This is a genomic window from Pseudothioclava nitratireducens, from assembly GCF_029210495.1.
Taxonomy (GTDB): domain Bacteria; phylum Pseudomonadota; class Alphaproteobacteria; order Rhodobacterales; family Rhodobacteraceae; genus Pseudothioclava; species Pseudothioclava nitratireducens.
The window spans coordinates 114777-141205 of sequence record NZ_JARGDK010000003.1 but is presented as its reverse complement, the minus strand read 5'-3'; the positions used below and the strand labels follow the sequence as shown (position 1 = coordinate 141205).

Sequence of the window (26429 nt, the reverse complement as noted above, 5' to 3'; positions counted from 1 at the left end):
GGGCCTAGGGGGGACAATACCGGGGAAATCCTGCGGTTGATGATCCCGGCGAAACGATCTCTGGAGCGGGCCAAGCGCATGATACTGTTCGGTTTCGAGTGTCTATTGCGGTCACCTTCGACCCTGCGCACGACAGATGACGCGGCGTTTTGGATGACAGGCGCGCGCGGCGCGCGCAGATTGACCAGCGCCAATGGGAGGAACCTATGAGCCATTATCCGCATATGCTCGCGCCGCTCGATCTGGGCCATGTCACGCTGAAGAATCGCGTGCTGATGGGATCGATGCACACCAATCTCGAGGAAACCGGCGACTGGAACCGGGTTGCCGAATTCTATGCTGCGCGGGCGCGCGGGGGTGTGGGGCTGATGGTGACGGGCGGCATGGCGCCGAACCGCGAGGGGGGCGTATTTCCCGGCGCCGCGGGGCTGTTCTCGGAGAAGGACATTGCCAATCACCGGATGGTGACGGACCGCGTGCATGAGGCTGGCGGGCGGATCGCGATGCAGATCCTGCATGCCGGGCGCTACGCCTACGGGCCGGAATGCGTCTCGGCCTCGCCGATCAAGTCGCCGATCTCGCCCTTCCCGCCGAAAGAGCTTGATGCCGAGGGGATCGAGAAACAAATCGCCGATATCGTGACTGCCGCCACCCGTGCGCGCGAGGCGGGCTATGACGGCGTCGAGGTGATGGGCTCCGAGGGCTATTTCCTGAACCAGTTCCTCGTGCGTCACACCAACAAGCGCACCGACGACTGGGGCGGGGCCTATGAGAACCGGATGCGCCTGCCTGTCGAGGTGGTGCGCCGCGTCCGCGAGGCGGTCGGCCCGGACTTCATCGTGATCTATCGCATTTCGCTGATCGACCTCGTGCCCGATGGTTCCACCTGGGACGAGGTCGTGCTGCTGGCCAAGGCGATCGAGGCGGCGGGTGCGAGCCTGCTCAACACGGGTATCGGCTGGCATGAGGCGCGGGTGCCGACCATCGCGACCTCCGTGCCGCGCGCGGCCTTCACTTGGCTGACCGCGCGGTTGCGGCCCGAAGTCTCGATCCCGGTCATCACCTCGAACCGTATCAACACGCCCGAGGTCGCCGAAGAGATCCTTGCGGGCGGGCAGGCGGATATGGTCTCGCTTGCGCGGCCCTTCCTCGCCGATCCTGATTTCGTGGCGAAAGCCGAGGCTGGGCGCGCGGATGAGATCGCGCCCTGTATCGCCTGCAATCAGGCCTGCCTCGATCATACGTTCCAAGGCAAGATCAGCTCGTGTCTGGTCAACCCGGTTGCGGGCCATGAGACCGAACTGACCATCGCGCCGACCGACCGCCCGAAAACCATCGCGGTTGTGGGGGCGGGGCCTGCGGGTCTCTCGGCGGCAATCACGGCGGCGGGGCGCGGTCATCGCGTGACGCTCTTTGATCGTGCGTCCGAGATTGGCGGGCAGCTGACCATGGCGCGCCGCATCCCCGGCAAGGAAGAGTTCTACGGTCTCACCGACTGGTTCGCGACGATGCTGGAGCGCACGGGCGTCGAACAACGCCTCGGCACCGAGGCGACGCCCGACCTGCTCGCGCCCTTCGATGAGGTGATCATCGCAACTGGCGTCACTCCGCGTGATCCCGGCATCGTGGTCGAGGGCGGACAGGTGGTGAGCTATATCGACATCCTGACGGGCCGGGTGACTGCTGGTCCGCGCGTCGCCATCGTCGGCGCGGGGGGCATCGGTTTTGACGTGGCCGAATTCCTGACGGTCGATGACAGCCCGACGCTCGATCTTGAAGAGTGGAAACGCGAATGGGGCGTGGGTGATCCGGCTGAGGCGCCGGGCGGTCTGGCCTCCCCGAACCCTGAGCCGCCCACGCGAAAGGTTACCCTTCTGCAACGCAAGGCCGAACGACCGGGCCGCCGGCTTGGCAAGACCACGGGCTGGATTCATCGCGCCGCGCTTCATGCAAAGGGCGTGAAGATGATCGGCGGCGTGAATTACGAGCGTGTGACCCCTGAAGGCCTGCATGTGAGCTACGGCGAGGCGCGCGAGAACCCGACGCTGATCGAGGCGGATACGGTGGTGCTTTGCGCGGGCCAGCTCTCCGAACGCAGCCTTGCCGATCAGCTGATCGCGGCGGGCCGCAAACAGCATGTGATCGGCGGCGCGGACGTGGCGGGCGAGCTTGATGCGAAACGTGCGATCGACCAAGGCACCCGGCTCGGCGCGGCACTCTGATCCTTTCCAATCGCGTGAAATATCCCGGGGGTCCGGGGGCAGCGCCCCCGGCCTTCGCACGGGCGGCCAGTCCTGGGCTTTCGCACCCCTCGGACCCCCGTGGCGCATTTAGAGCCTGATGACGGGTCAGGACAACCCGATGAGCCCGGGAACCGCGTGCATATCCGCAAAGAGTTCGGCGCCCTCGGCGGCGAGCCTGCGGTTCGGGCCATGCGGTGCGTAACCAAGGCAGCGCATGCCGGCGGCGCGGGCCGCACGGGCGCCGGTCGGGCTGTCCTCGATCACGACGCAGCGCGCGGGCTCGACGCCAAGCACCTTGGCGCAATGCAGATAGAGCCCCGGTTGCGGTTTAGGGCAGCCCAGTTCCTGCCCTGAGAACAAAAGCCCGTCGAGACGCGCGCGGATCTCAGGGTGCTGGCCAAGCGTCGCCTCCATCTTGGCGCTCCGCCCGTTCGAGCCGACGACGAAGGGGATGCCCGCCGCGTCGAGCCGGTCCAGAAGTTCGGGAACACCCGGCATCAGCGGCGTGCCCGCGCGCAGCACTGCGTAGAGGCTCTTGTAGTAGGTTTCCGCCCAGTTTGGCGGCAGTGGCGCGCCAAGGCTGCGCGCGGTCTCGGCCACCGCCTCGATGGTGCCGCCGATGAACATGTCCTCAAGCTCGGAGATCGTACGGTGCAGCCCGTAGCGTGCAAATTCCTGCTGGATGAGTTCGAAGGTCGCGGGCTCGCTATCGACGAGCACGCCGTCGCAATCAAAGAGAACCGCCGCGGGGATCATACGGGCATCCGGGCAAGCGTGACGACCGTATCGCCATAGCTGCGCTGGTCGATCTGCTCGAGCGGTGCGGGCACGGCGGGCGGGGCGTTCTCTTCCCAGACCACCATCGCGCCGGGCGCGATCCAGCCCTCGGCCAGACAGGAGGCCAGCGCCTGCTCGCCCAAGCCCTTGCCATAGGGCGGATCGAGGAAGATCAGGTCATAGCCTGCGCTCCGGCATGGCCCCATGCGGGTCGCATCGCGGCGCCAGACATCGGTGACGCCCATGGCGCGCATCTTCTCGATGTTCTGCCTCAAGAGCGCGCGCGCCGCCGTTCCGTCATCGACGAAAGCGACCCGCGCCGCCCCGCGCGAGAGCGCTTCGAGCCCAAGCGCCCCGGTCCCCGCGAACAGGTCGAGCACCCGCGCGCCGGGGATCGGATTGCCATGGGTGCCGTTCACCAGCAGGTTGAAGATCGACTCGCGCACGCGGTCGGTGGTGGGGCGCAGATGCGCACGGGCGTCGCCCTCTCCGACCTCGGCCAGCTTGAGGCCGCGCTTCTCGCCGCCGATGATCCTCATTTCATCAGGTCCCGCAGAACGGTCGCGTTGGTTAGGGCCTCGGGCGTGATGAGCTTGCCGCCCTCGATCAGGCGTTTGCCGACCATATAGGCCTTGGCATCGTTGAGTGCGTCGACGGCGATCAGCCGCCCCTCGCGGAAATACCAGAAGCTCTGGCCATCATCGGCGCGGGTTGCGATCTGGTCATAATCGGTGTTGAGCCCGGCAATTTGCAGCTTCGCGTCGAATTGGTCCGACCAGAACCAAGGCTTTGGCACATAGTCGCGCCCGGCGCCGAGCATGTTCTCGGCCACCAGCTCTGCCATGTCGATCGCATTGCCGACCGACTCGATGCGGATTCGGGTGCCATCGAGATCGAAGCTGGCGCAATCGCCTGCGGCCCAGATATGCGGATCGGACGTGCGGCCCTGCGGGTCCACGGCGATGCCGTTCTCGATTACCAGCCCGGCGGCTTCAGCAAGGGCCACTGCCGGCAGAACGCCGATGCCCACGATCACGAAATCGGCGGCCAGCACCTCTCCGGTCGCAAGTTCGACGCCGTTTGCGCGGGTGTCGCCGGTGATCCGCGCCACGCCCACGCCTTCGCGGATCGTCACGCCATGGGTCTGATGCAAGGCCCGGATCGCGTCGGCGGTTTCGGCACAGGCGACCCGGCCCAGAATGCGCGGGGCGGCCTCGACCAGCGTGACCTCAAGACCGAGCTTGCGCGCGACGGCCGCCGCTTCCAGCCCGATATAGCCGCCGCCGATCACGACAAGCCGCGCGCCGGGACGGAACTCGGGCTGCATCCTGTCGACATCCGCAAGCGTGCGGACGGTATAGACGCCATCCAACGCGCCTCCGATTGCGTCCGGCAGGCGGCGTGGCGGGGCGCCGGTGCACAGCGCCAGCTCGTCATAGGCGAGCGTTTCGCCATCCACGGACACAGTATGTGCGACCGGGTCGATGCTGGTCACCTGCGTGCCAAGCCACAGCGTAATTCCGTTCTCCGCCCACCAGTCGTCCCCGCGCAGTGTAAGCCGCTCCAAGGGCATCTCGCCCAACAGATAGGCCTTTGACAGAGGCGGCCGCTGATAGGGCGGAACCGGTTCTTCGCCGATGATCGTCACGCTGCCCTCGTAGCCCTTGGCACGCAGTTTGGCCGCCATCGAGGCCGCTGCTTGCCCGCCGCCCACAATCACAATTCCCGACATCCGATTTCCTCTGGTCCGACGCACGCGTCACCCTATATCGTCCGCACGATCATGTGCAACGCGACAGGAGAACAGCATGAGTATTACGGTCGGTGACACCCTTCCCGGCGCCAGCCTTCTGGTGATGGGCGAAAACGGTCCCGAGGCGGTCGATCTGGCCGGCAAGCTCAAGGGGCGCAAGGTGGTGATCTTCGCGGTGCCGGGTGCCTATACCGGCGTGTGCACCACTGCCCATGTCCCGAGCTTCATCCGCACGGCGGAGAAATTCGCCGCCAAGGGCGTGGATGAGATCCTCTGCATTTCGGTGAATGATCCGTTCGTGATGAAAGCCTGGGGCGAGTCGACCGGGGCCGATGCGGCCGGGATCGCGATGCTCGCCGATGCCGAAGCTGCCTTTACCAAGGCGATCGGAATGGACTTCACCGCGCCGCCCGCCGGGCTGATCGACCGCTCCGCGCGCTATGCGCTTCTGGCCGAAGACGGTGTGGTCAAGGTGCTCCACAAGGAAGAAAGCCCCGGCACCTGCGAGGCGTCGGCGGGCGAAAGCCTGCTCGCGGCGATCTGATCTTTCAGTCTGCCGGAAATATCCCGGGGGTCCGGGGGCAGCGCCCCCGGCCTCAGCCCGCCTCGGGCATCAGTGCCGAGATCGGGCGCGCGCCCGTCACAGGCTTGCCCGTCTGACCGGCCTCCATCGCGTCGATGCAGCCCGCCAGTTCGATATCCAGAACACTTAGCCCGTCGCAGGAATGGGTGCTCAGCGTGATTTCCACGCGGTTCCAGACATTGCGCCAATCGGGATGGTGATCCATCTTTTCGGCGCAGAGCGCGACCCGTGCCATGAAGCCAAAGGCTTCGCTGAAATCCCCGAACCGCCACGTCTTGCAGATCGCATCGCGTTCGGGGGCGGCGCCCCAGCCGCTTTCGCCCAGGGCGGGCAGAAGCGCGCGGCGTTCCTCTGGGGTTAGTCGGCTGGCCATCTCATCCTCCTGTCAGGCAAGGCGCGGCTTGGGCGTTTCATCCGTCTCGCTCACGCCGGATTCGAGAACCAGCGTGCGGGTGGGAAACGGGATGCCGATCCCGGCCTTGTCGAATTCCAGCTTGATCGCTTCGGTCATCTCGCAGCGGGTGACCCAGTAATCGCTGGTCTTGGTCCAGACACGGTAGACGAAATCCACCGAACTGTCGCCCAGTGACTTGACCTTCACGAAGGGCGCGGGGTCGGACAGGCTGCGGGGATCGCTCTCGGCGATGCGGCGCAGGATCGTTTCTGCGCGCTTGAGATCGGCGTCATAGGCGACGCCCACGGTCAGGTCGATCATCCGCGTATCGTTCACCGAGTAGTTGGTGATCGCAGAAGCCCAGATATCGCCGTTCGGCACGATGATCTGGAGGCCGTCATAGGTTTTCAGCTCGGTATAGAACAGCGAGATTTCCCGCACCGTGCCCGCTTCCGATCCGGCTTCGATATAGTGGCCGACACGGAAGGGGCGGAACAGGATAATCATCACTCCGGCCGCAAGGTTCGAGAGCGTTCCCTGAAGCGCCAGACCGATGGCCAGGCCCGCAGCACCGATCAGCGCGACCAGAGAGGTCGTCTGAATCCCAAAGCGGTTGAGCACGAAAATGACCGCCATGGCGAGGACCGCATATTTCGCGAGGTTCCCCAAAAAGCCGAACAGCGTCGGGTCGAGCCGTGCATGTTTCTCGCCCGCAGCCGTGATTTTGCGCCGTGCCCATCCCGACACCATCAGTGCCACCAGCAAGATGACGATCGCATAAAGCACATTCAGCGCCAGCAGGATGGCGGCGTCCACGCGGTCGGGCGTGATCCAGCCCTGAAGGCTGTCGAGCGAAAGATTATCCATGGAACCCTCTGTTCGTTTCTTTTGCGGGTCAACGCGGAGGGGGGCGGGTGGGTTCCCGTGTCAGCTTCCGACGCGGCGGAAGGGGCCGAGGTCGGTCAGGATCTCGATATCCTCATCGACGGCTGCACGCTCTGCGTCGAGGAACCGTGCAACGGCGTCGCGCAGGCCGGGATGGCCGATCCAATGCGCGGAATGGGTCGGCACGGGCAGGTAGCCGCGTGCGAGCTTGTGTTCGCCCTGCGCGCCTGCCTCGACGCGGGCGAGGCCCTGCGCAATCGCCCACTCCACGGCGCGGTGGTAGCAGAGTTCGAAATGCAGGAACGGGTGGTCCTCGACGCAGCCCCAATAGCGCCCGAACAGCGTGTCGCGCCCGATCAGGTTGAGCGCCCCCGCGACCGGGCGACCGTCGCGTTCGGCAAGGAACAGGAGAACATCGTCCCGCATCTCATGGAGGCGGTCGAAAAACGCGCGGGTGAGGTAGGGGCGGCCCCATTTGCGGCTGCCGGTGTCTTGATAAAAGGTCCAGAAGGCATCCCAATGCGCGGGGGTGATCTCGTCCCCGGTCAGCGCGCGGATCGTGCCGCCAAAGGCGTTGGCGCGCTCACGTTCCTTGCGGATCGCCTTGCGCTTGCGGGAGGAGAGGTCGGCGAGGAACGCCTCGAAACTGGGGTAGCCCCGGTTGAACCAGTGGAATTGCTGCCCGATCCGGTGGAGCCAGCCCGCGCCTTCGGCAATTCGCGCCTCGTCTTCGGCGCAGAAGGTCAGGTGAACGGAGGACAGGCCGGCCTCGGCGGCGATCTGGGCCATGCCATCCAGAAGCGCTGCCCGCCCGGTGACCTCAAAGCCGGGCGCGGTCAGCAAGCGCCGCCCCGCGACCGGTGAGAAGGGCACCGCGCCTTGCAGCTTGGGGTAATACTGCCCGCCCGCGCGCTCGAACGCATCGGCCCAGCCGTGATCGAAGACATATTCGCCCTGCGAATGGGATTTGAGATAGAGTGGAGCAACCGCGATCAGCGCCCCACCCGCGCGAGCCACGATATGACGGGGTGCCCAGCCCGTGCCCGGCCCGACCGAGCCGGACTCTTCGAGCGCGCTGAGGAAGCGATGCGTCGTGAACGGATCGAAAGGCCGCCCGCCGTCCTGTGTTTCAGGACAAGCGCAGAGATCCCAATCGCGCGGGTCGATCTGGTCGATGGCAGGGATCAGTGAAAGCTCTATCGTGTCCGGCATGGCGTCTCCCGGCCCTGAAACTGGCGCGACGAAACGCGCGGTCAAGGGGCGAGCGGCGCTGCGTATCCCTCGAAGGTGATATTGTCCGCGATCTTGCGCGCCTCGGCCTCTTGCGCGGGGCTGCGCACGGTCCAGCACAGGATCGGGTGACCTGCCGCCTTCAGCTCTGCTACGCGGGGGGCGGGCAGGTCCGCGACCTCATGCGAGATGAAGCGCGCCCCCAAGGGTTCGAAGTCGGGGATCGGACGCAGGGCGCTCCGGCGCGCTTCGGGCAGGAGCGGCCAGTCCTCGGCGGTATAGGCCGAAGTCGTCAGCCCGGCAGAGAGGCCGGGGGCCACAGCCCGGATCGCGGCAATAGAATGGGGGTTGAAGGACATGACCGCGACCGGGCCGGTATAGCCCGCAAGTTCGTCGGCGACGGCGGCTTCGAGTGGACCGACATCCGGTCCCATCGCGCCGTCCTGATCCTTGATCTCGATGAGCAGCGGAACCTGGCCTGCGACAAGGTCGAGCACCTCGCGCAGCGTCGGGATGCCTTCATCCCCGTGACGCAGCGCGATCGCCCCAAGGTCCGCTGCGCTGCGGGTGCGCACTGGTCCGGTCTCGGCGGTGAGCCGGTGCAGCGCGTAATCGTGAAAGACCATCGCAACGCCATCCGAGGAGGGCTGAATGTCGATCTCGATCCCATAGCCCGCCGCGATGGCCGCGCGGATCGCCGCGCGGCTGTTTTCCGGGCGGCCCTGCGTGATGTCATGCAGCGCCCGGTGGGCGAGCGGTGCACCGAGGAAGGCCCGGTCGAGCGCCGGCGCGGGAGACAGGCGCGGAGCCATCATTCGATCTCGAAGATCGCCTCGATCTCGACCGCCACGCCACGCGGCAGGCTGACGGCGGAGACGGCCGAACGAGCGTGCCGGCCTGCCTCGCCAAAGACCTCGACCATCAGGTTCGAGCAGCCGTTGACGACCTCTGGCTGATCGGTGAAATCGGCGGTGGAATTGACGAAGCCCGTGAGCTTCACCACCCGTTTCACCCGGTCCAGATCGCCCAGTACTGCCCGGGCCTGTGCGATCAGAGACAGCCCGCAGAACCGCGCGGCAATCGCGCCCTCGGCCACGTCCATATCCGCGCCAAGCCGCCCCTTGATCATGCCTTCGGGACCGGCGGAAATCTGACCCGACACGAAAAGCTGCGACCCAGTTTGCACGAAGGGCACGTAATTCGCCGCCGGTGCAGGTGCATCGGGCAGGGTGATGCCGAGCTCTGCAAGGCGGGTCTCGATTTTGCCGGTCATGGAAGGCTCCTTTGTGCCCGTGGATTACCAGTCGATATGATCGCGGAACTGGCCAAGGATGACCCGCCACAGATCAATCGTATCGTCGAAGTTCTTGGCGCCGACCCCATCGAAGTCAAGATTGATATCGTATTCGATGAAGGGGTCGCCGTCCTCGTCGATATAGACCTTGCCGAAGCGCTTGCCGCGGTTCCAGTCGTTCACGGTGTCCATCGAGAGCGGATCATTGAGGTTGAAGCCCGCCGAGAATTGCATCGAGTCGCAGGGCTGACCCACATCACAGCCATAGAAATAGACCGAGAAATTCGTGCCCTCGATCCGGCTTTCGATTTTCGGATCGCCATCGCTGTCTTTGGTCTTTTCGACCGGCAGCCCGTAATCGGTCATGAAATTCGCGATGACATCGATGTCACCGACGACCTGCGCCTGTGCTGCGCCGAAACCGAGGCCGAGCGCGAGAAAAGAGGTGGTGAGCAATCGTGTCATGTCGGGTCCTTTCATCCATTCGCCCCAAGGTATGGCCCAGCGAACCCCACAGGCCAAGGGCGAACCCGACCTTCTGGTCAAAAAACAGGTGTGAAATCAGGCCACAAGCTGCTCGGCACGCTTGAGATCGACCGAAACAAGTTGGCTCACGCCCTGTTCCTGCATGGTGACGCCGAACAGGCGGTCCATCCGGCTCATGGTCACGGCGTGGTGCGTGATGATGAGGAAGCGCGTGTCGGTGCGGCGCGTCATCTCGTCGAGCAGGTCGCAGAACCGGGTGACGTTGGCATCATCGAGCGGCGCGTCCACCTCGTCGAGCACGCAGATCGGCGCGGGGTTCGCAAGAAACACGGCGAAGATAAGCGCCATCGCGGTCAGTGTCTGCTCGCCCCCGGACAAGAGCGACAGGGTCGAGAGCTTCTTGCCGGGCGGCTGGCACATGATTTCGAGGCCCGCTTCGAGCGGGTCGTCGGATTCCACCAGTTGCAGGTTGGCGGAGCCGCCGCCGAAGAGGTGGGTAAAGAGCGTCCGGAAGCTTTCGTTCACCTGCTCGAAGGCGGTCAGGAGGCGCTCGCGGCCCTCGCGGTTCAGGCCCGAGATACCAGCGCGCAGCTTGCGGATCGCCTCTTCGAGATCGGCCTTCTCCTGCACCAGTGTGTCGTGCTCTTCCTGCACCTCGCGGGCATCTTCCTCGGCGCGCAGGTTGACCGCGCCAAGCGCCTCGCGCTGACGTTTCAGGCGGCCGACCTCGACATCAAGCGTGTCTGCGCTAGGCATCTTGTCTGGATCGGTGTCGAGGCTTTCCAAAAGCTCTTGCGGGGTCTTTTCCGTCTCTTCGACGATGCGCTCGGCGGCATAGGCGACGGTTTCGCGGGCGGCATCGACACGGGCTTCGGCACGGGCGCGGGCCTCGCGGGCCTCCCCGGCCAGACGCTCGGCCTCGCGCTCGGCGATCTGCGCGTCGCGCAAGGTGCTTTCGGCCCCGGCCAGCGCATCGCTCGCGCGGGCTTTGCGCGCTTCGGCGGTTTCGATCGCCTCGGACAGCTCCTCGCGTTTCGCGGCGAGTTCCTCGGGGCGGGCGGAGGCGTCTTTGAGTTCCGCCTCGCTCTCGGCCTTGCGTTCGGCCAGTTCGGCAGAGCGCTTCTCGGCGGTCTCCAGACGGTGACGCCAGCCCGAGATTTCCTTCATGATTTCCTGACGGCGGCGGGTGCGGGCCTCGCCTTCGCGACGGATTTCGTCATGGCCGGAGCGGCGGGTCATCATGGTCACGCGGGCGGCTTCGACGGTGATTTTCACCGACTCCCCAGCCGAGCGCGCAGCGTCGAGATCGGGCAGAGCCTCCAGCGCGCGTTCGGCCTCCAGAAGCGCCTTGCGTCCGGACATCGCCTCTTCCTCGTGGCGCGCCACGGCGAGCCGCGCGGATTCCAGCTTGGACGCAGTGATGGAGCGGTCCGCTTCGGCGCGCGACAGGGCGCGGCCCGCTTCGGCCAGGCGCTGATCGGCCAGACGGCGCGCCTCGCGGGCGCTCGCGTCGGCGGCGGTCGCCTCTTGCAGGTTGCGGGTCAGGGCTTCGTGGGCCTGACGTGCGCCTGCCGCTTTCGCTTCGATTTCCTCAAGGTCGCGCTTGAGTTCCACAAGACGGTTCAACTGTTGCAGGCGAAGCGCGGCGGCCGACGGCGCATCCTCGGCGCCCGCACGGAAGCCGTCCCAACGCCACAGATCGCCCTCGATCGAAACGAGACGTTGGCCCGGTTTCAGAAGCGGCTGCAAACGGGTGCCGTCATCGTAATCCTGCACGAGGCCGATTTGTGAGATACGGCGGCGCAGCACGTCCGGCACATCGACATGATGCGTCAGCGGCTCGGCACCCGGCGGCAGTGGTTGGGCGCTGTCGTAATCGGGCAGGAGGCCCCAGCCCGTCGCGGTATCCGCCTCGATCTCGGGGGCACGCAGGTCGTCCGCCAAGGCTGCACCAAGCGCCGCCTCGAAGCCCTTGTCCACGCGCACGCGGTCAAGCAGTTGCTTGCCCGTCGCAGCCTCGCGCTCCACCAGACGCGCGAGCGCCGACACCTCGGCCCGGAGCGCGCCTGCTTCGCCCTCTGCCTCGGAGCGGGCGGCACGGGCGGCGCTTTCGCGGGCCTGCACGGTGGCGCGGGCCTCTTCGGCGGCGGCGAGGCGCTCTTCGGCCTCTTCAGCCGCGGCTTGCGCCTCTTCCTGCGCGGCTTGCGCGGTTTCGTAATCCTCAGAGGCCTTGTCGAGCGCGGTTTCTGCATCCGCCGCGCTCAGCTTGGCGTTCTCAGCGGCGGCTTCGGCCTTTTCAGCGGTCGAGCGGCTGTCGCCCAAAAGCCGCTGGGCGGATTGGTGGCGGGCGGCAAGGCGGGCCACGTCCTCGGTCAGCTCGGACAGCTGCGCCTCGCGGTCTTGCAGCACAGTTGCGGCTTCGGCCGAGGCTTCGGCGGCGGCGGCGAGCTTGTCGTCATGCCCCTCCGAGGCCTTGGCGATCTGGCCCTGTTCCCATTCGAGGCGCTGGATCGTCTCGCCCGCGTCGCGGTTCAGACCCGCCTCGCGCTCCATGTCGCGCACAAGCTGTTCGATCCGCGATTTCAGGGTCTCGATCCGGGCGAGGGCCTGATCTTCCTGATCGGAGAGCGCATCGCGCTGGACGGTAAGCCGTTGCAGAACGGCCCCGGCAATCGCTTCCTCCTCGCGGAGCGGCGGCAGCGCGTCCTCGCGCGCCACACGCTCCTTGGCGGCGGCACGGGCGGCGAGTTCCGCCTGCGCGGCGGCCTTCACGCGGTCGGTATAGCCCTCTTCGGCCTCGGCGCGGGCCTGATCCGCCTCGCGCCAACGGCGATACAGCAGCATCCCCTCGGCCTGACGCAATTCTTCGCCAATGGCGCGGTAGCGGGCGGCCTGCCGGGCCTGACGGGCGAGGGTGGCCAGTTGATTGGCAAGCTGTTCGATCACGTCATCGACGCGGAGCAGGTTCTGCTCGGCACCCTTGAGCTTCAGCTCCGCCTCGTGGCGGCGCTGGTAAAGGCCCGAGATGCCTGCGGCTTCCTCAAGGATGCGGCGGCGCGCCTTGGGCTTGGCGTTGATCAGTTCAGCGATCTGGCCCTGCCGGACGAGCGCGGGCGAATGCGCGCCGGTCGAGGCATCCGCGAACAGCATCTGCACGTCGCGGGCGCGCACATCCTTGGTGTTGACCTTGTAGGCCGAGCCTGCGTCGCGCGTGATCCGACGCACGATTTCCAGCCCGTCGCTGTCGTTGAAGCCAGACGGCGCAAGCCGCTCGGTATTGTCGATCTGGAGAGAGACTTCGGCGAAGTTGCGCGCGGGCCGCGAGGCGGCGCCCGCGAAGATCACGTCCTCCATGCCGCCGCCGCGCATCGCCGAGGGGCGGTTTTCGCCCATGACCCAACGCAGCGCTTCGAGGAGGTTCGACTTGCCGCACCCGTTCGGCCCCACGACGCCCGTCAAGCCGTCATGGATGACGAGATCCGTCGGGTCCACGAAGCTTTTGAAGCCGTTCAGTCGTAACCGGGTAAAACGCAAGTCGGTGCCTTTCCGATTCTCTCAGGGTTAACCCCGGAGTGTCGGGACATGGCCTCAGTGAGTCAACGCCGAACCCCACGATATGGAGGGCCGGGCCAGGTTATCCACAAGATATCGGCGTTTCCGCGCGCATTTCACGCGAGGCGACCGGCGTCGCTCATGGCGCGACCCCACGCCACATGGCGCTTTCGGCGGGGGCGGCCCATCATATTCGACAACGTGAATGTATTGCCCAGGAGGTCAGCCATGAGCACCCTCACACGCCCGGCGGATCGCTATTCGCCCCTCTACTTTCTCGCCTCGCTCGGGGCTGGCGGAACGACGGTTACCTTCTTCCTGTGGCTCTATTTCTGGGTGAAGCACCCGGGCCAGCCGGTCCCGGTCTTCGAGGATATCGCCGCCGCTTTCACCGGGGGTGGCGCGCTGATGAAAGCGATGATCGTTGGCGCCATGGCGGGGATCGTATTCTTCGCCTTTCACAACGTGCGCCTGCTCATCTGGAACCTGCGCCAGCTTTCGCAGTTCAAGCGGACCGAGGCCTATGCGCAGTTGCGCGCCTCGAATGCCGAGACGCAACTGACCGCGATGCCGCTGGCGATTGCGATGACGATCAATGTCGGCTTCATCCTCGGCATGGTGTTCGTACCGGGTCTGTGGAGCGTGGTGGAATATCTCTTCCCGCTCGCCATCGTGGCCTTCACGCTGACGGGTATCCTCGCGCTGAGTCAGCTTGGCGGGTTCCTAGCGCGGGTGAAAACGGACGGGAATTTCGATTGGACGGCGAATGGGTCCTTCGCGCAGATGTTGCCCGCTTTCGCGCTGTCGATGGTTGGGGTCGGCCTGGCTGCGCCGGGCGCCCTGTCGCATGTGCCGCTGACCTCGGGCATCGGGATCATGCTGGCGACCTTCTTCATGATGGCGGCGCTGATCGTGGGGCTGGTGGCATTGGTGCTGGGGATTCACTCGATGCTGAGCCATGGCGCGGCTGTCGAATCCGTTCCGACGATCATGGTGGTGATCCCGATCTTAACGGTGTTGGGTATCCTCGGGATGCGGGTCAATCACGGGCTGCATGTGAACTTTGAGGCCCATGGCACCGCCGCCGAGGTGCTGATGTTCCTGACAAAGACCTACTCGGTGCAGATCCTGTTCGCGCTGTTCGGGGTCGAGATGCTGCGGCGCGTGGGCTATGTGCGGCGCTTCCTGTTCGGGGCTGAGAACTCGGTCGGCGCCTATGCGCTGGTCTGCCCGGTGGTGGCCTTTGGCGTGATGACCCAATTCTGGATCAATGCAGGACTGGTGCAGGCTGGGTTGCTGGCGAAATTCTCGGTGGCTTATTGGATTCTGACACTGATCGCGCTTGCGGCGCAGGTGATGGCGGTCTGGCTTGTGCTGCATCTCAATCGCCGCCATTTCGGCAAGGTCGAGGCGGTTCCCGTTCCGGCGGAGTGAGGATGCCAAAACGGCAAAGTGGGCGGGCCCTCTACGGTCCGCCCTTTCCTTTTGCGCGCCGATCCCTAGCATCGCCTCACCGCAACAGGAGGCGCGCATGATCCCGGCTTTGGTTCTGATCCTATTTTGCCAACTCGTCGGCGAGGTGATCTCGCGCGGGGCGCATCTGCCGCTGCCGGGGCCGGTTCTGGGGATGATCCTGCTGCTCGTGGGGCTGAGCCTGTCGGAGCGGCTTCAGGCGATTGTCCGCCCGACCGCGCAGGGCATTCTCGGGCATCTGTCGCTTCTCTTCGTGCCCGCCGGTGTCGGGGTCGTCGCGCATCTTCCGGTGCTGCAAAGCCATGGGCTTGCGCTGGCGGCGGCGCTGGTCGTCTCGACCATCGCGGCGATCCTTGTGGGGGCGGCGAGTTTCGCCTTGGTCAACAAGATGATGGGAGGGCAGGCCGATGAGTGAGGGGTTCCTGCTCTGGTCCTATCTCTCCTCCGGGCAACTTCTGTGGCTGTGGGTGACGCTCGTTGCCTATGCGGCCGGGGATTGGGCTTTCCGCGCGAGCGGGCGTAACCCGCTGGCCAATCCGGTGATGCTGGCGGTGATCTTGCTGGCCTGCGTGCTGTGGGGGACGGGCACGCCCTATCAGAGCTATTTCGAGGGCGCGCAGTTCGTCCACTTCATGCTGGGTCCGGCGACGGTGTGCCTTGCGATCCCGCTTCACGCCAATCTGGGCAAGCTGCGCCGTGCATTGGTACCGATCCTCGTGGCGCTGGTGATGGGGTCGCTGACGGCGGTCGCGGTTGCGCTCGGTGTGGCCAAGGGGTTGGGGGCGGGGCCGGAACTGCTCGCTTCGCTCGCGCCGAAATCCGCGACGGCCCCGGTGGCCATCGGGATCGCCGAGGCGCTGGGCGGAGAGCCTACGCTGACCGCCGTTCTGGTGCTGCTGACCGGGATGATCGGGGCGATTGTGGTGACACCGCTTCTGAATCTGTTCGGGTTCAAGGATTGGCGCGCGCGGGGCTTTGCGGTCGGCGTGGCCGCGCATGGGATCGGCACGGCGCGGGCGTTTCAGGTGCATGAAACGGCGGGCGCCTTCGCCTCGATTGGTATGGGGTTGAACGCGGTGCTGACCGCGTTTCTAGCGCCCGTGGTGCTGCGGCTGTTCCTCTAGCCGCGGGTGCGCGGCGGGCGGGCCTTGTAGACGGGCAGCTTCCAGCCCCAGCGCAGCGAGCCGGCGCGCAACGCAAAGGTCAGCGCCCCGCAGGCGATCAGCGCGGGCAGTCCCGCGAGGCCGAAAGCCCCCATCACAAGCGCAGCCCCCGCGCCCGCAAAGGCACAGCTCAGGTAAAGCTCGCCTTGCTTGAGCACCAGCGGCACCTCGTTACACACGACGTCGCGCATCAGACCGCCAAAACTCCCGGTCACGACCCCCATGATCAGCACGATCACCGGGCCATGGCCTTGTGCCAGCGTCACCGCGACCCCCGCAGGCACCGCCACCGACAGCGCGCAGGCATCGAGCCAGAGGAGCGCGCGGTAGCGGCTTTCCAGCAGATGCGCGGTGAAGAACACAAGGATCGCGGCGGCGGCGATCAGCACGATGAATTCCGGGCGTCCGACCCAAAAGACCGGGTCGCGGCCCAGCATCAGGTCCCGCAAGGTGCCACCGCCCACGGCGGTGAGCGCCGCGATGAAGATGAAGCCGACCACGTCAAGCTGCTGGCGGCTGGCGACCAGAGCGCCGGTCAGCGCGAAGACCAGCACGGAGGCATAGTCGAGCACGGCGCCGATCGGCAGGCCGGCCAGCCAGTCGAGCCCCGCGCCGTTCATTTCGACTTTGCGGGTTTGAAGGGCTCCATCCCGGCGCGGGCGAGTTCATCGGCGCGCTCGTTCTCGGGATGGCCCGCATGGCCCTTGATCCATTCCCAGCGCACCGAATGGCGCGCCTGCGCCTCTTCGAGCCGCTGCCACAGATCGACATTCTTCACCGGCTTCTTGTTCGAGGTCTTCCAGCCGTTCCGTTTCCAGCCGTGAATCCAGCCGGTGACACCGTTTTTCACATAGGCGGAGTCGGTGATGATGGTGATCTCACTCGCGCGGGTCAGTGCCTCGAGCGCATTGATCGCGGCCAGAAGCTCCATCCGGTTGTTGGTGGTGTCGGCCTCGCCGCCCTTGAGTTCACGCTCCTTGAGGATCGTATCGCCCTCCATCGCGCGGATCAGGACGCCCCAGCCGCCGGGGCCGGGATTGCCCGAGCAGGCACCATCGGTCCAGGCATGCAGTTCCATCAGGCGCGCTCCATCGCGAGCTTCAGGCCCAGCCCCGCAAACGAGGCCGCAAAGGCGCGCCGCAGCCATGTCATCAGCCGCTCATTGCCCAGCACGCGCGCCCGCCCCGTCGCGGCGAGTGCCGCATAGAAGACGAAGGTGGCAAAGGTGATCGCGGCAAAGACCGACCCGAGCAGCACCATCTGCGCGGTCCCATCGGTTGGCGCCATGAATTGCGGCAGGAAGGCCATGAAGAACATCGGCAGTTTCGGGTTCAGCAGGTTGAGCATGATGCCCCGGCGGACGAGGCGCGCGACGGGCGCGCGCTCCGCGGCACTGACCTGCAATCCGCCGGTGCCCTTAAGCGTCCCCCATGCCATCCAGAGCAGATAGGCGACGCCCGCGTATTTCACGCTCTGGAACAGGATGGCCGAGCTATGCAGCACCGCCGCCAGCCCCGCGACCGCCACCGCCAGATGCACCAGCGTGGCGACCGAGCAGCCCAAGGCCGCCCAGACGCCCGCCCGAAACCCCTGCCCGAGCGCCACTGACAGCGTGTAGACGACGCCGATCCCCGGCGCGAAACAAATCACCATAGCGGTCAGCAGGAAGGCCAGCGACACGGGATCAGTCCTCCAGTCCGATATAGCCGGGCAGCGCGGCGATCCGCGCGAGCCATGCGCGAAGCGCCGGGAAGGGCGCCAGATCGTAGCCGACCCGGCTTTCGGCGGTGTGGGTGTAGGCGTAGAGGCAGATATCGGCGAGGCTGATCCGGTCACCGGCAAGCCAATCGTTCTTGGCAAGGTGGTCTTCCATCATTTGCATCAGCTCATTGCCGCGCGTCAGCAGTTCGGCCATCCGCTCCGGCGTCGCCTGTGCCGCGCGATGCGGGTAGTTCCGCAGGGCGGCGCGCACGGCGATGACGCCCTCGTGCTGGTTTTGCTCCCAGAACATCCACGACAGCATCTGCGCGCGGGTAAAGGCGTCGCCCGGCAGAAACTCGGTACCTTCGCCCAGCCAGTTCAGGATCGCGTTTGACTCTGCCAGAACCCGCCCGTCGTCGAGATGCAGCACCGGGGCCTTGCCGAAGGGCAGCGCGCCGGTGGCCTTGGCCTCATCAAGCGCGGCGGTCAGATACTCGACATCGATCATCTCACAGTCGCGCCCCAACAGCGCGAGCAGCAGCCGGACCTTGTAGCTGTTGCCCGACGAAGGCATCGAATAAAGTTTCATGCTGAAATGCTCCTCAGGATGCGGCGGCCGCGCGCAACACGCGCGGGACCTTGAATTCGATGTCTTCGCGGGCGGTCTCGACCACCTCGACCGTCACATCGTAATGCGCGCGGAAAGCGTCGATGACCTCATTGACCAAAAGCTCGGGCGCCGAGGCCCCCGCCGTGATGCCGACCGAACGGATGCCCTCAAGCGCGCGCCAGTCGATATCGGTCGCGCGCTGCACAAGCTGACTATAGGCGCAGCCATTGGCGCTGCCCACTTCGACCAGCCGCTTGGAATTCGACGAATTCGGTGCCCCGATCACCAGAAGCGCGTCGATCTTGTCGGCGATGGCTTTGACGGCGGCCTGACGGTTGGTCGTGGCATAGCAGATGTCTTCCTTCGCGGGGCCGACGATCTTGGGGAAGCGCGCCTGAAGTGCGGCCACGATGCCGGCCGTGTCATCGACCGACAGGGTGGTCTGCGTGATGAAGGCCAGCCGCTCGGGATCGCGGGGCGCAAGTGTCGCCACATCCTCGACGGTTTCGACCAGCAGCACCTCGCCTTCGGGCAATTGCCCCATCGTGCCAAGCACCTCCGGGTGGCCCGCGTGGCCGATCATCACCATTTGCAACCCCGCCTCATGGTGGCGCTCGGCCTCGATATGCACCTTGGAGACCAGCGGGCAGGTGGCGTCGACATAAACCATCTGGCGCCGCTCTGCCTCGGCGGGCACGGATTTCGGCACGCCATGGGCGGAAAAGATTACCGGACGGTCATCGGGGCATTCGTCCAGTTCCTCGACAAAGACGGCCCCCTTGTCGCGCAGGCTGTCTACGACGAATTTGTTGTGGACGATCTCATGGCGCACAAAAACCGGCGCGCCCCATTTCTCGATCGCCATTTCGACGATCTTGATGGCGCGGTCCACGCCCGCGCAGAAACCGCGCGGTGCGGCAAGATAGAGAGTCAGTGCTGGCTTCATCGCGGTCTCCTTCACGGACCCAGAGCTAAGCCGTGCTCTGCGCAAGGTCCAGCCCTTTCACTCTGCCGGAAATATCCCGGGGGGCTGGCAGCGCCAGCGGGGGCAGCGCCCCCTCGTCTCAGGCCGTCAGTGCCAGCGCCTGCTGCGTCACCCAGCCAAGAACCGCATAGCGGCCGGTCTTGGCCAGAAAGACGAGGGGCACGAACTCCCACAGGGACAGCCGGAGCACGCCTGCGACCAGACAGGCCAGATCGCCGCCCGGTGCCCAGCTCAGCAACAGCACCCATTTGCCCCAGCGCTCGAACCAGCGATGCCCGCGCTCAAGCTGGGCCGGGCTGGCGGGGAACCACTTGCGGTCGCGCCAATGATTGACGCCCCGGCCAAGCCAATAGGTGATGAGCGCGCCCAGCGTGTTCCCGATCCCGGCGACCAGCACCATTTGCCAAAGCGCGACCTCTCCCGCCGTTTGCAGCGCGACGAAGACCACCTCCGATTGCAGCGGCACCGGCGAGGCTGCCAGCATCGCCGAGATGAACAGGCCAAAGAGGGAGAGGTTCTCGAACATCGCGGCTTCCGGTCGTGAAAAAGGGCGCACGGCTTGCCATGCGCCCTGTTGAGGACCGGATATAGCGCAGGATCAGCTCTCTGCCATCCCCTCGCCCTCGCGCGGTTCGCGGGGCGGGCGACCGATCACGTCGCGCAGCGCATCGAGTTCGATGAAGTTGTCGGCCTGACGGCGCAGCTCGTCGGCGATCATCGGCGGTTGCGAGCGGATCGTCGAGACGACCGAGACCCGGCAGCCCTGACGCTGAAGCGCCTCGACCAGCGGGCGGAAATCGCCATCGCCCGAGAACAGCACGATATGATCGAGCCGCGGCGCGAGTTCCATCGCATCCACGGCCAGTTCGATATCCATATTGCCCTTGACCTTGCGCCGGCCCATGGAGTCGGTGAACTCCTTGGCGGGTTTGGTCACCATCGCGTAGCCGTTGTAATTCAGCCAATCCACCAGCGGGCGGATCGGGGAATATTCCTCATTCTCCAGCAGGGCCGTGTAGTAAAAGGCGCGCAAGAGCTTGCCGCGACGCTCGAATTCCTGACGCAGGAGTTTGTAGTCGATGTCGAACCCGAGCGCCTTGGCGGCGGCGTAAAGGTTTGACCCGTCGATGAACAGCGCAAGGCGTTCGTCTTTGTAAAACATCAAGATGTCCTTTCAAAACAGCCTGCAATCCGCCAAAAAATACTTGCGTGGCTTTACCCGGTAACAGTCACGAAGACAGGCCTTTCCAAGGTCTTGATAGACCAGCCGTCCAGCAGAGGGACATTTGTATAAATGTATAATAGCACAGCTATGGTCGCGCTCGGCGCCAATCTGGGGGCGGAGGGGCTCGCGCCGGTTCAGATGATCGTGAGGGCGCTTGCCGCATTGAGCGCGGCAGGGCTGCCTGTGCGTGCCGTGAGCCGGTTCTTTCGCACGCCCGCCTTCCCCGCGGGGTCCGGCCCTGATTTCGTGAATGCCTGCGCGGCGGTCGATCCGGGTGGGCGCGATCCAGAGGCGGTGCTCGCGGTTCTTCACGGGATCGAAGCCGATCTCGGACGGGTGCGCCTGACACGCTGGGGCGCGCGGGTGATCGACCTCGATCTGTTGGCAATGGGTGACGCGATCCTGCCCGATCCCGCAACCGAGGCGGAGTGGCGCAACCTGCCGCCCGAGACGCAGGCACAGGTCGCGCCGGATCGGCTGATCCTGCCGCATCCGCGCCTGTCCGAACGTGGCTTCGTGCTGATTCCCCTTGCCGATATCGCGCCGCTCTGGCGCCATCCGGCCACCGGGCAGAACGTGGCCACCATGGCAAAGGCCCTGCCAGAGGCCGAAAAAGCGCAGATATGGCCGCTTTCTCAGCGTGCCGGGGCGGATTGAGCGCTTGTCAATCGGGGCGGTCCGGCCTAAATAGGCGCTTCACACCTCCCAAGTCCGATTGGAGATGCTTATGGCCCGCGTGACGGTTGAAGATTGCGTTGACAAGGTTCCGAACCGCTTCGAGCTGGTGATGCTCGCCGCACATCGTGCGCGCGAAGTCGCTGCCGGTGCGCCGCTGACGATCGACCGCGACAACGACAAAAACCCCGTCGTGGCTCTGCGTGAAATCGCCGAAGAGACCCAGTCCGCGGACGAGCTGCGCGAGCGTCTGATCGAGTCGAACCAGACCCAGATCGAAGTCGACGAGCCGGAAGACGACTCCATGTCGCTGCTGATGGGTGGCGAGACGCCGGACCGTCCGGTGGATGACGACTCCTCCGAAGAGCGCATGCTGCGCGCTCTGATGGATGCACAGGGCCGCGAATAATCCGGGCCTGAGATAAAGGGGGCGAACGCGCGCGCAGATGATCGACGTCGAAGACCTGATCGCGCTCGTTCGCAATTACAATCCGCGCACCAACGCCGATCTGATCCGCAAGGCCTATGCCTACGGAAAGGATATGCATGACGGGCAGTTTCGCCACTCGGGCGAGCCCTATTTCACCCATCCCGTCGCTGTCGCCGCGATCCTGACGGAACAACGGCTCGACGATGCGACGATCATCACCGCGCTTCTGCACGACACGATCGAGGACACCCGCTCGACCTATTCCGAGGTCTCCGAGATGTTCGGGCCCGAGATTGCGGAACTCGTGGACGGGGTGACCAAGCTGACCAACCTGCAACTCTCGTCCTCGGCCAGCAAACAGGCGGAGAACTTCCGCAAGCTGTTCATGGCGATGTCCAAGGACCTGCGGGTGATCCTCGTGAAGCTGGCGGACCGGCTCCACAACATGCGCACGATCCGCTCGATGCGGCCCGAGAAGCAGGCCCAGAAGGCGCGCGAGACGATGGAAATCTTCGCGCCGCTGGCGGGGCGGATGGGGATGCAGTGGATGCGCGAGGAGCTTGAGGACCTTGCGTTCAAGGTTCTCAATCACGAGGCGCGCACCTCGATCATCCGTCGCTTCGTGAGCCTGCAAAAGGAAACCGGCGACGTGATCCCGCAGATCACCGCCGATATCCGTCACCTGCTCGAAGACGCCAATATCGAGGCTGACGTGTTCGGCCGCGCCAAGCGCCCCTATTCGATCTGGCGCAAGATGGAAGAGAAACAGCTGACCTTCTCACGGCTCTCGGATATCTACGGGTTCCGCATCATCACCCGCTCCGAGATGGATTGCTATCGGGTGCTCGGGCTGATCCATCATCGCTGGCGCGCGGTGCCGGGGCGGTTCAAGGACTATATCAGTCAGCCGAAAACCAACGGCTACCGCTCGATCCACACCACGGTGTCGGGCCGTGATGGCAAACGCGTGGAGGTGCAGATCCGCACCCGCCAGATGCACGAGGTGGCCGAGGCTGGCGTTGCCGCGCACTGGTCCTACCGCGATGGTGAACGCGCCGCGAACCCGTTTGCGGTCGATCCGGCAAAGTGGATTTCGACGCTCACCGAACGCTTCGGCGAGGGCGATCACGACGAGTTCCTCGAGAATGTCAAACTCGAGATGTATTCGGATCAAGTCTTCTGCTTCTCACCCAAGGGCGATGTGGTGAAACTGCCGAAGGGCGCGACGCCTATCGACTACGCCTACGCGATCCACACCCGGATCGGGAATAGCTGCGTCGGCGCCAAGGTGGACGGCATCCGCGTACCGCTCTGGACCCGGCTCAAGAATGGGCAATCGGTCGAGATCATCACCGCCGCCGGGCAGCGCCCGCAGGCGACATGGCTCGACATCGTGGCGACGGGCCGCGCGCGAGCCGCGATCCGCAAGAGCCTGCGCGAAGAGGACCGCTCGCGCTTTGTGAAACTCGGCAGCGAGTTGGCGCGGGTGGCGTTCGAGCATGTCGGGCGCAAGGTCTCGGACAAGGCGCTGCGCACGGCGGCCAAGACGCTTGGCCTGCCCGATGAGATCGAATTGCTTGCGCAGCTCGGCTCGGCGGAGCTCGCCGCCTCGGAGGTGCTCGAAGCGCTTTACCCGGAGCTTGCGACGAAGGGTGTCGAGACGGTCGAGCCCGCGCGGGCTGTGATCGGACTCGGCGCGGATCAGACCTTCAAGCGGGCGAGTTGCTGTCAGCCGTTACCGGGCGAGCGGATCGTCGGCATCACCTATCGCGGGCAAGGCGTGGTGATCCATGCGATCGACTGCCCCGCGCTTGAGGAATTCGAGGAGCAGCCGGGCCGTTGGGTCGATCTGCACTGGAGCACCGGGCAGCACGGCGCGAATAACTCGGTGTCGCTCAAGATCACGATTGCGAACGATGCAGGGGTGCTGGGACATATCTGCACCTTGATCGGGCAGCAGAAGGCCAATATCTCGGACCTGAACTTTATCGACCGGAAACCGGACTTTTACTCGCTCGTGGTGGAAGTCGAACTTCGGGATGTCGAGCATCTGCATACGCTGCTGACCGCGCTCGAGGCGGAATCCGACGTGGCGCAGGTGGAACGCTGGCGCGACCTGTCGCGCAAACCCTGAACGGGGGCCCCGCGCGGGGCGGAAGGACGGACGTGGTTTTCAAGCGGCGCGACAGACGAGGCTTCTGGGCATCGGTCCGTGAAGCGCTCTGGCCGAAGATGGGCTGGACCCGCGCCTTTCACTACGTCAAGCATCGTGTAAACCGCCTGCCCGACCGCCCGCACCGCATTGCGCGTGGGGTGTTTGCGGGGGTGTTCGTCTCGTTCACGCCGCTCTTCGGGTTCCATTTCCTGTCGGCTGCGACGATTGCCTGGATCATGCGCGGGAATATCCTTGCCGCGATCCTGGCGACCTTCTTCGGCAACCCGGTGACCTTCCCGCTGATCGCGGTGGGGTCCACGAAGCTTGGGCATATCCTGCTGGGCGACCGGTTCGATCCGGGCGTGCATGAAGGGATATTGCAGACCTTTCAGGCGGCCAGCCATGATTTGCTGCATAATTTCTGGGCGATGTTCACCCCTGCCCATGCGGAGTGGGGCGGGCTGGAGCGGTTCTTCGCGGATGTCTGGTTGCCCTATATGGTGGGCGGGCTGATCCCCGGCGTGATCGCCGCGACGATTTGCTACTACGTATCCTTGCCGATCATTTCCGCCTATCAGAAGCGCCGCCGGATGCGGCTCAAGGCGCGGCTGGAGAAAATCCGCGCCAAGCTTCCGGTGCGCAAGGAAAAGCCGCTTGAGGGCGACAAGGGGCGGGACATCTGATCGCTGCGACCAGGGGCGCTGCCCCTCGCCCGTTCCGGGCTCACCCCGGGATATTTCGGGCAGACTGAGAGGGTGGGGTTTGGCAAGATCGGCCTTTTCTCGGGACCGGGCTTTGCGCATACTCCGCCGCGATGCAGAGCGGAGGGCAGGATGCCTAAGAAGCTACGTTTGGGTGTGAATATCGACCATGTGGCCACGCTGCGGAATGCGCGCGGTACGGCCTATCCCGACCCGGTGCGCGCGGCGTTGCTGGCCGAACAGGCGGGTGCGGATGGGATCACTGCGCATCTGCGCGAGGATCGGCGCCATATTCGTGATGCGGATATGGCTGCGATCAAGGAAGCGATCTCGATCCCTCTGAATTTTGAGATGGCCGCGACCGCCGAGATGCAAAAGATCGTGCTGGCGACTGCGCCGCATGCGGTCTGCCTTGTGCCGGAGCGGCGCGAGGAGGTTACGACCGAGGGCGGGCTGGATGTCGCGGGCGATGTCGCGCGGCTGACCGATTATGTGGGTGTTCTGAACGAGGCGGGCATTCGCGTGTCGATGTTCATTGGCCACGATCCGCGCCAGATCGAGGCCTCGGCGAAGATCGGGGCGGCGGTGATCGAGTTGCATACCGGCCATTATTGCGACCTGCATTATGAGGGTCGTTTTGCCGAGCGCGACACCGAGCTCGAGGCGTTGCGGGCCGGGGCCGCCTATGCGGATTCTCTGGGCCTTGAGGTCCATGCGGGCCATGGGCTGACCTATGAAACCGTCGGTCCCGTGGCTGCGATGAAACAGGTGCGTGAGTTGAATATCGGGCATTTCCTGATCGGTGAATCGCTGTTCATCGGGCTTGGACCGGCCATCGGACAGATGCGCCATCTGATGGAGGCGGCGCGGGCATGATCCTTGGTATCGGGTCGGACATGGCCAATATCGAGCGTATCGAGGCGACGCTTGCGCGGTTCGGAGACCGCTTTCGCAACCGCGTTTTCACCGAGGTCGAGCAGGCCAAGGCCGAGCGGCGCAAGGATGTGGCGGGCACTTATGCCAAGCGATGGGCCGCCAAAGAGGCGTGCTCGAAGGCGCTGGGAACCGGGTTGCGCATGGGGATTTCGTGGCGCGACATGGCGGTGAGCAATATCGAAACCGGGCAGCCTGTCATGGCGGTGACCGGTTGGGCCGCCGAGCGGCTGGCCGCGATGACGCCCCCCGCGCATGAGGCGATCATTCACGTCACATTGACCGACGATCATCCGTGGGCGCAGGCATTTGTGGTGATCGAGGCGCGCCCGCTTTCTTGACTCGCGCGGGCCACTCCGCCAAGGAAGGCGGGCAAATCAAAAGGACGGGCAGAGCATGGCAGGCAAGGCGCAAGGCGGCATCATGGAAACCATCCGGACAATCGTCTGGGCGCTTCTGATCGCGGGCGTGTTCCGCACGCTGTTCTTCCAGCCGTTCTGGATTCCGTCCGGCTCAATGAAGGACACGCTGCTGATCGGCGACTTCCTCTTCGTGAACAAGATGGCCTATGGCTATTCGCAGCATAGCTGTCCGTTCTCGGCCTGCCCGATCGAGGGGCGGCTCTTTGGTTCCGAGCCTGAGCGCGGCGATGTGGTCGTGTTCCGTCACCCGACGCGCGGCGTCGATTTCATCAAGCGCGTGGTGGGTTTGCCGGGCGATACGGTGCAGGTGATCAATGGCGTGCTGCAAATCAATGGCGCGCCGGTGCAGCTTGCCGATGGTGGGCTGTTCAAGGAGGTCAAGGACAAGCAGGGTCCGCAAGGGCTTGTGCCGCGCTGCGAGAACGACCCGGTCGGCACCGGCGGAACTTGCGTGAAGTCGCGCAAGATCGAGACCCTGCCGGGCGGCTCCAGCCATTCGATCCTGAATATCACCGACAACTGGGTGGCCGATAATACGCCGGTCTTTACCGTGCCCGAAGGCCAGTATTTCTTCATGGGCGACAACCGCGACAACTCGCAGGATTCGCGCTTCCCGGCGGCGTCGGGCGGGCTTGGCTTCGTGCCGTCGGAATATCTGATCGGTCGCGCGGACCGGATCATGTTCTCCTCGGCGGGCCGGTCGCTCTTCTTCTTCTGGACCTGGCGGTCCGACCGTTTCTTCAAGGCGATCGAGTGAAA

At 65.2% G+C, this 26429-nt stretch carries 29 protein-coding genes; 12 read left to right on the top strand and 17 right to left on the bottom strand.

The genetic code is table 11. The annotated features are described in order from the left end of the window. Positions 1-206 precede the first annotated feature (206 nt). Positions 207-2222, top strand: coding sequence for an NADPH-dependent 2,4-dienoyl-CoA reductase (locus tag P0X85_RS04695; protein WP_275809249.1), 2016 nt, complete (start codon positions 207-209; stop codon positions 2220-2222). 126 nt (positions 2223-2348) lie between these two features. Here the strand turns inward: P0X85_RS04695 and P0X85_RS04690 are convergent, their stop codons facing one another. The 3 genes from P0X85_RS04690 to P0X85_RS04680 are packed head-to-tail and all read right to left on the bottom strand — an operon-like array spanning position 2349 to position 4752. Then, the gene (locus tag P0X85_RS04690) at positions 2349-2996 is read right to left on the bottom strand and encodes an HAD family hydrolase (protein WP_275809798.1); all 648 of its coding nucleotides are present in this window, start codon (positions 2994-2996) and stop codon (positions 2349-2351) included. Beyond that, complete coding sequence (rsmD, locus tag P0X85_RS04685; RefSeq protein ID WP_275809246.1) at positions 2996-3559, bottom strand: 16S rRNA (guanine(966)-N(2))-methyltransferase RsmD; 564 nt, start codon at positions 3557-3559, stop codon at positions 2996-2998. Before rsmD ends, P0X85_RS04690 begins: the two co-directional genes overlap by 1 nt. Beyond that, positions 3556-4752 (bottom strand): NAD(P)/FAD-dependent oxidoreductase, encoded by a 1197-nt coding sequence (locus P0X85_RS04680; RefSeq protein WP_275809243.1) that lies wholly within the window; start codon positions 4750-4752, stop codon positions 3556-3558. The genes rsmD and P0X85_RS04680 overlap by 4 nt, the downstream gene beginning before the upstream one ends. A 76-nt stretch (positions 4753-4828) precedes the next feature. Here P0X85_RS04680 and P0X85_RS04675 point away from each other — a divergent pair, with 76 nt between their 5' ends. Beyond that, a complete protein-coding gene (locus P0X85_RS04675; protein ID WP_275809240.1) occupies positions 4829-5317 on the top strand; it encodes a peroxiredoxin in 489 nt (162 codons plus the stop codon). 52 nt (positions 5318-5369) lie between these two features. Here the strand turns inward: P0X85_RS04675 and P0X85_RS04670 are convergent, their stop codons facing one another. From P0X85_RS04670 to smc, 7 genes are all read right to left on the bottom strand, one after another. After that, positions 5370-5729 (bottom strand): 4a-hydroxytetrahydrobiopterin dehydratase, encoded by a 360-nt coding sequence (locus P0X85_RS04670; protein WP_275809237.1) that lies wholly within the window; start codon positions 5727-5729, stop codon positions 5370-5372. Positions 5730-5741: 12 nt separating this feature from the next. Beyond that, on the bottom strand, positions 5742-6617 hold the full coding sequence (locus P0X85_RS04665; RefSeq protein ID WP_275809234.1) for a mechanosensitive ion channel family protein: 876 nt from the start codon (positions 6615-6617) through the stop codon (positions 5742-5744). Between the two features lie 60 nt (positions 6618-6677). Next, the gene (locus tag P0X85_RS04660) at positions 6678-7847 is read right to left on the bottom strand and encodes a GNAT family N-acetyltransferase (RefSeq protein WP_275809231.1); all 1170 of its coding nucleotides are present in this window, start codon (positions 7845-7847) and stop codon (positions 6678-6680) included. Between the two features lie 41 nt (positions 7848-7888). Beyond that, positions 7889-8677, bottom strand: a complete 789-nt coding sequence (locus P0X85_RS04655) for a glycerophosphodiester phosphodiesterase family protein (RefSeq protein WP_275809228.1) — start codon at positions 8675-8677, stop codon at positions 7889-7891. Further along, entirely contained in the window at positions 8677-9138 is a 462-nt protein-coding gene (locus P0X85_RS04650) for a RidA family protein (protein WP_275809225.1), read from the bottom strand. Before P0X85_RS04650 ends, P0X85_RS04655 begins: the two co-directional genes overlap by 1 nt. 24 nt (positions 9139-9162) lie before the next feature. After that, entirely contained in the window at positions 9163-9624 is a 462-nt protein-coding gene (locus tag P0X85_RS04645; RefSeq protein WP_275809222.1) for a YbjN domain-containing protein, read from the bottom strand. A gap of 96 nt (positions 9625-9720) precedes the next feature. After that, positions 9721-13179: a chromosome segregation protein SMC gene (gene smc, locus P0X85_RS04640; RefSeq protein WP_275809219.1), complete on the bottom strand. Its 3459-nt coding sequence runs from the start codon at positions 13177-13179 to the stop codon at positions 9721-9723. A 246-nt stretch (positions 13180-13425) separates the two neighbouring features. Here smc and P0X85_RS04635 point away from each other — a divergent pair, with 246 nt between their 5' ends. From P0X85_RS04635 to P0X85_RS04625, 3 genes are all read left to right on the top strand, one after another. Then, on the top strand, positions 13426-14631 hold the full coding sequence (locus P0X85_RS04635; protein ID WP_275809216.1) for a TsoY family (seleno)protein: 1206 nt from the start codon (positions 13426-13428) through the stop codon (positions 14629-14631). Between the two features lie 97 nt (positions 14632-14728). Beyond that, positions 14729-15085: a CidA/LrgA family protein gene (locus tag P0X85_RS04630; protein ID WP_275809213.1), complete on the top strand. Its 357-nt coding sequence runs from the start codon at positions 14729-14731 to the stop codon at positions 15083-15085. Further along, positions 15078-15794, top strand: a complete 717-nt coding sequence (locus P0X85_RS04625) for an LrgB family protein (RefSeq protein ID WP_275809210.1) — start codon at positions 15078-15080, stop codon at positions 15792-15794. The genes P0X85_RS04630 and P0X85_RS04625 overlap by 8 nt, the downstream gene beginning before the upstream one ends. On the opposite strand, the gene P0X85_RS04620 is transcribed toward P0X85_RS04625, so the two are convergent. The 7 genes from P0X85_RS04620 to P0X85_RS04590 form a co-directional block, all read right to left on the bottom strand. Beyond that, positions 15791-16453: a trimeric intracellular cation channel family protein gene (locus P0X85_RS04620; protein WP_275809206.1), complete on the bottom strand. Its 663-nt coding sequence runs from the start codon at positions 16451-16453 to the stop codon at positions 15791-15793. The two genes, P0X85_RS04625 and P0X85_RS04620, sit on opposite strands and share 4 nt — an antisense overlap. Further along, positions 16450-16914 (bottom strand): ribonuclease HI, encoded by a 465-nt coding sequence (gene rnhA / locus P0X85_RS04615; protein WP_275809795.1) that lies wholly within the window; start codon positions 16912-16914, stop codon positions 16450-16452. The genes P0X85_RS04620 and rnhA overlap by 4 nt, the downstream gene beginning before the upstream one ends. Beyond that, complete coding sequence (locus P0X85_RS04610) at positions 16911-17513, bottom strand: LysE family translocator (RefSeq protein ID WP_275809203.1); 603 nt, start codon at positions 17511-17513, stop codon at positions 16911-16913. Before P0X85_RS04610 ends, rnhA begins: the two co-directional genes overlap by 4 nt. Before the next feature lie 4 nt (positions 17514-17517). Beyond that, a complete protein-coding gene (locus P0X85_RS04605; protein WP_275809200.1) occupies positions 17518-18123 on the bottom strand; it encodes a glutathione S-transferase family protein in 606 nt (201 codons plus the stop codon). Positions 18124-18136: 13 nt separating this feature from the next. Then, positions 18137-19090 carry a 4-hydroxy-3-methylbut-2-enyl diphosphate reductase gene (gene ispH / locus P0X85_RS04600; protein ID WP_275809196.1) on the bottom strand — a complete coding sequence of 318 codons (954 nt, stop codon included), beginning with the start codon at positions 19088-19090 and terminating at the stop codon, positions 18137-18139. A gap of 118 nt (positions 19091-19208) precedes the next feature. Further along, positions 19209-19655 (bottom strand): YqaA family protein, encoded by a 447-nt coding sequence (locus tag P0X85_RS04595; RefSeq protein WP_275809193.1) that lies wholly within the window; start codon positions 19653-19655, stop codon positions 19209-19211. Between the two features lie 72 nt (positions 19656-19727). Continuing rightward, positions 19728-20291, bottom strand: a complete 564-nt coding sequence (locus P0X85_RS04590) for a LabA-like NYN domain-containing protein (protein WP_275809190.1) — start codon at positions 20289-20291, stop codon at positions 19728-19730. Positions 20292-20423: 132 nt separating this feature from the next. On the opposite strand from P0X85_RS04590, the gene folK reads away from it, so the two are divergent. The 7 genes from folK (at position 20424) to lepB (ending at position 26427) form a co-directional block, all read left to right on the top strand. Then, positions 20424-21011, top strand: a complete 588-nt coding sequence (folK, locus tag P0X85_RS04585) for a 2-amino-4-hydroxy-6-hydroxymethyldihydropteridine diphosphokinase (protein ID WP_275809187.1) — start codon at positions 20424-20426, stop codon at positions 21009-21011. A 70-nt stretch (positions 21012-21081) separates the two neighbouring features. Continuing rightward, positions 21082-21438 (top strand): DNA-directed RNA polymerase subunit omega, encoded by a 357-nt coding sequence (rpoZ, locus tag P0X85_RS04580; protein WP_275809184.1) that lies wholly within the window; start codon positions 21082-21084, stop codon positions 21436-21438. 37 nt (positions 21439-21475) lie between these two features. Further along, positions 21476-23593 (top strand): RelA/SpoT family protein, encoded by a 2118-nt coding sequence (locus P0X85_RS04575; protein WP_275809181.1) that lies wholly within the window; start codon positions 21476-21478, stop codon positions 23591-23593. Between the two features lie 32 nt (positions 23594-23625). Further along, entirely contained in the window at positions 23626-24297 is a 672-nt protein-coding gene (locus tag P0X85_RS04570) for a DUF2062 domain-containing protein (RefSeq protein WP_275809178.1), read from the top strand. 150 nt (positions 24298-24447) lie between these two features. Continuing rightward, positions 24448-25191 carry a pyridoxine 5'-phosphate synthase gene (locus P0X85_RS04565; protein WP_275809175.1) on the top strand — a complete coding sequence of 248 codons (744 nt, stop codon included), beginning with the start codon at positions 24448-24450 and terminating at the stop codon, positions 25189-25191. Beyond that, positions 25188-25589 (top strand): holo-ACP synthase, encoded by a 402-nt coding sequence (acpS, locus tag P0X85_RS04560; RefSeq protein WP_275809172.1) that lies wholly within the window; start codon positions 25188-25190, stop codon positions 25587-25589. The genes P0X85_RS04565 and acpS overlap by 4 nt, the downstream gene beginning before the upstream one ends. 55 nt (positions 25590-25644) lie before the next feature. Next, complete coding sequence (lepB, locus tag P0X85_RS04555; protein ID WP_275809169.1) at positions 25645-26427, top strand: signal peptidase I; 783 nt, start codon at positions 25645-25647, stop codon at positions 26425-26427. Positions 26428-26429: the final 2 nt, after the last annotated feature.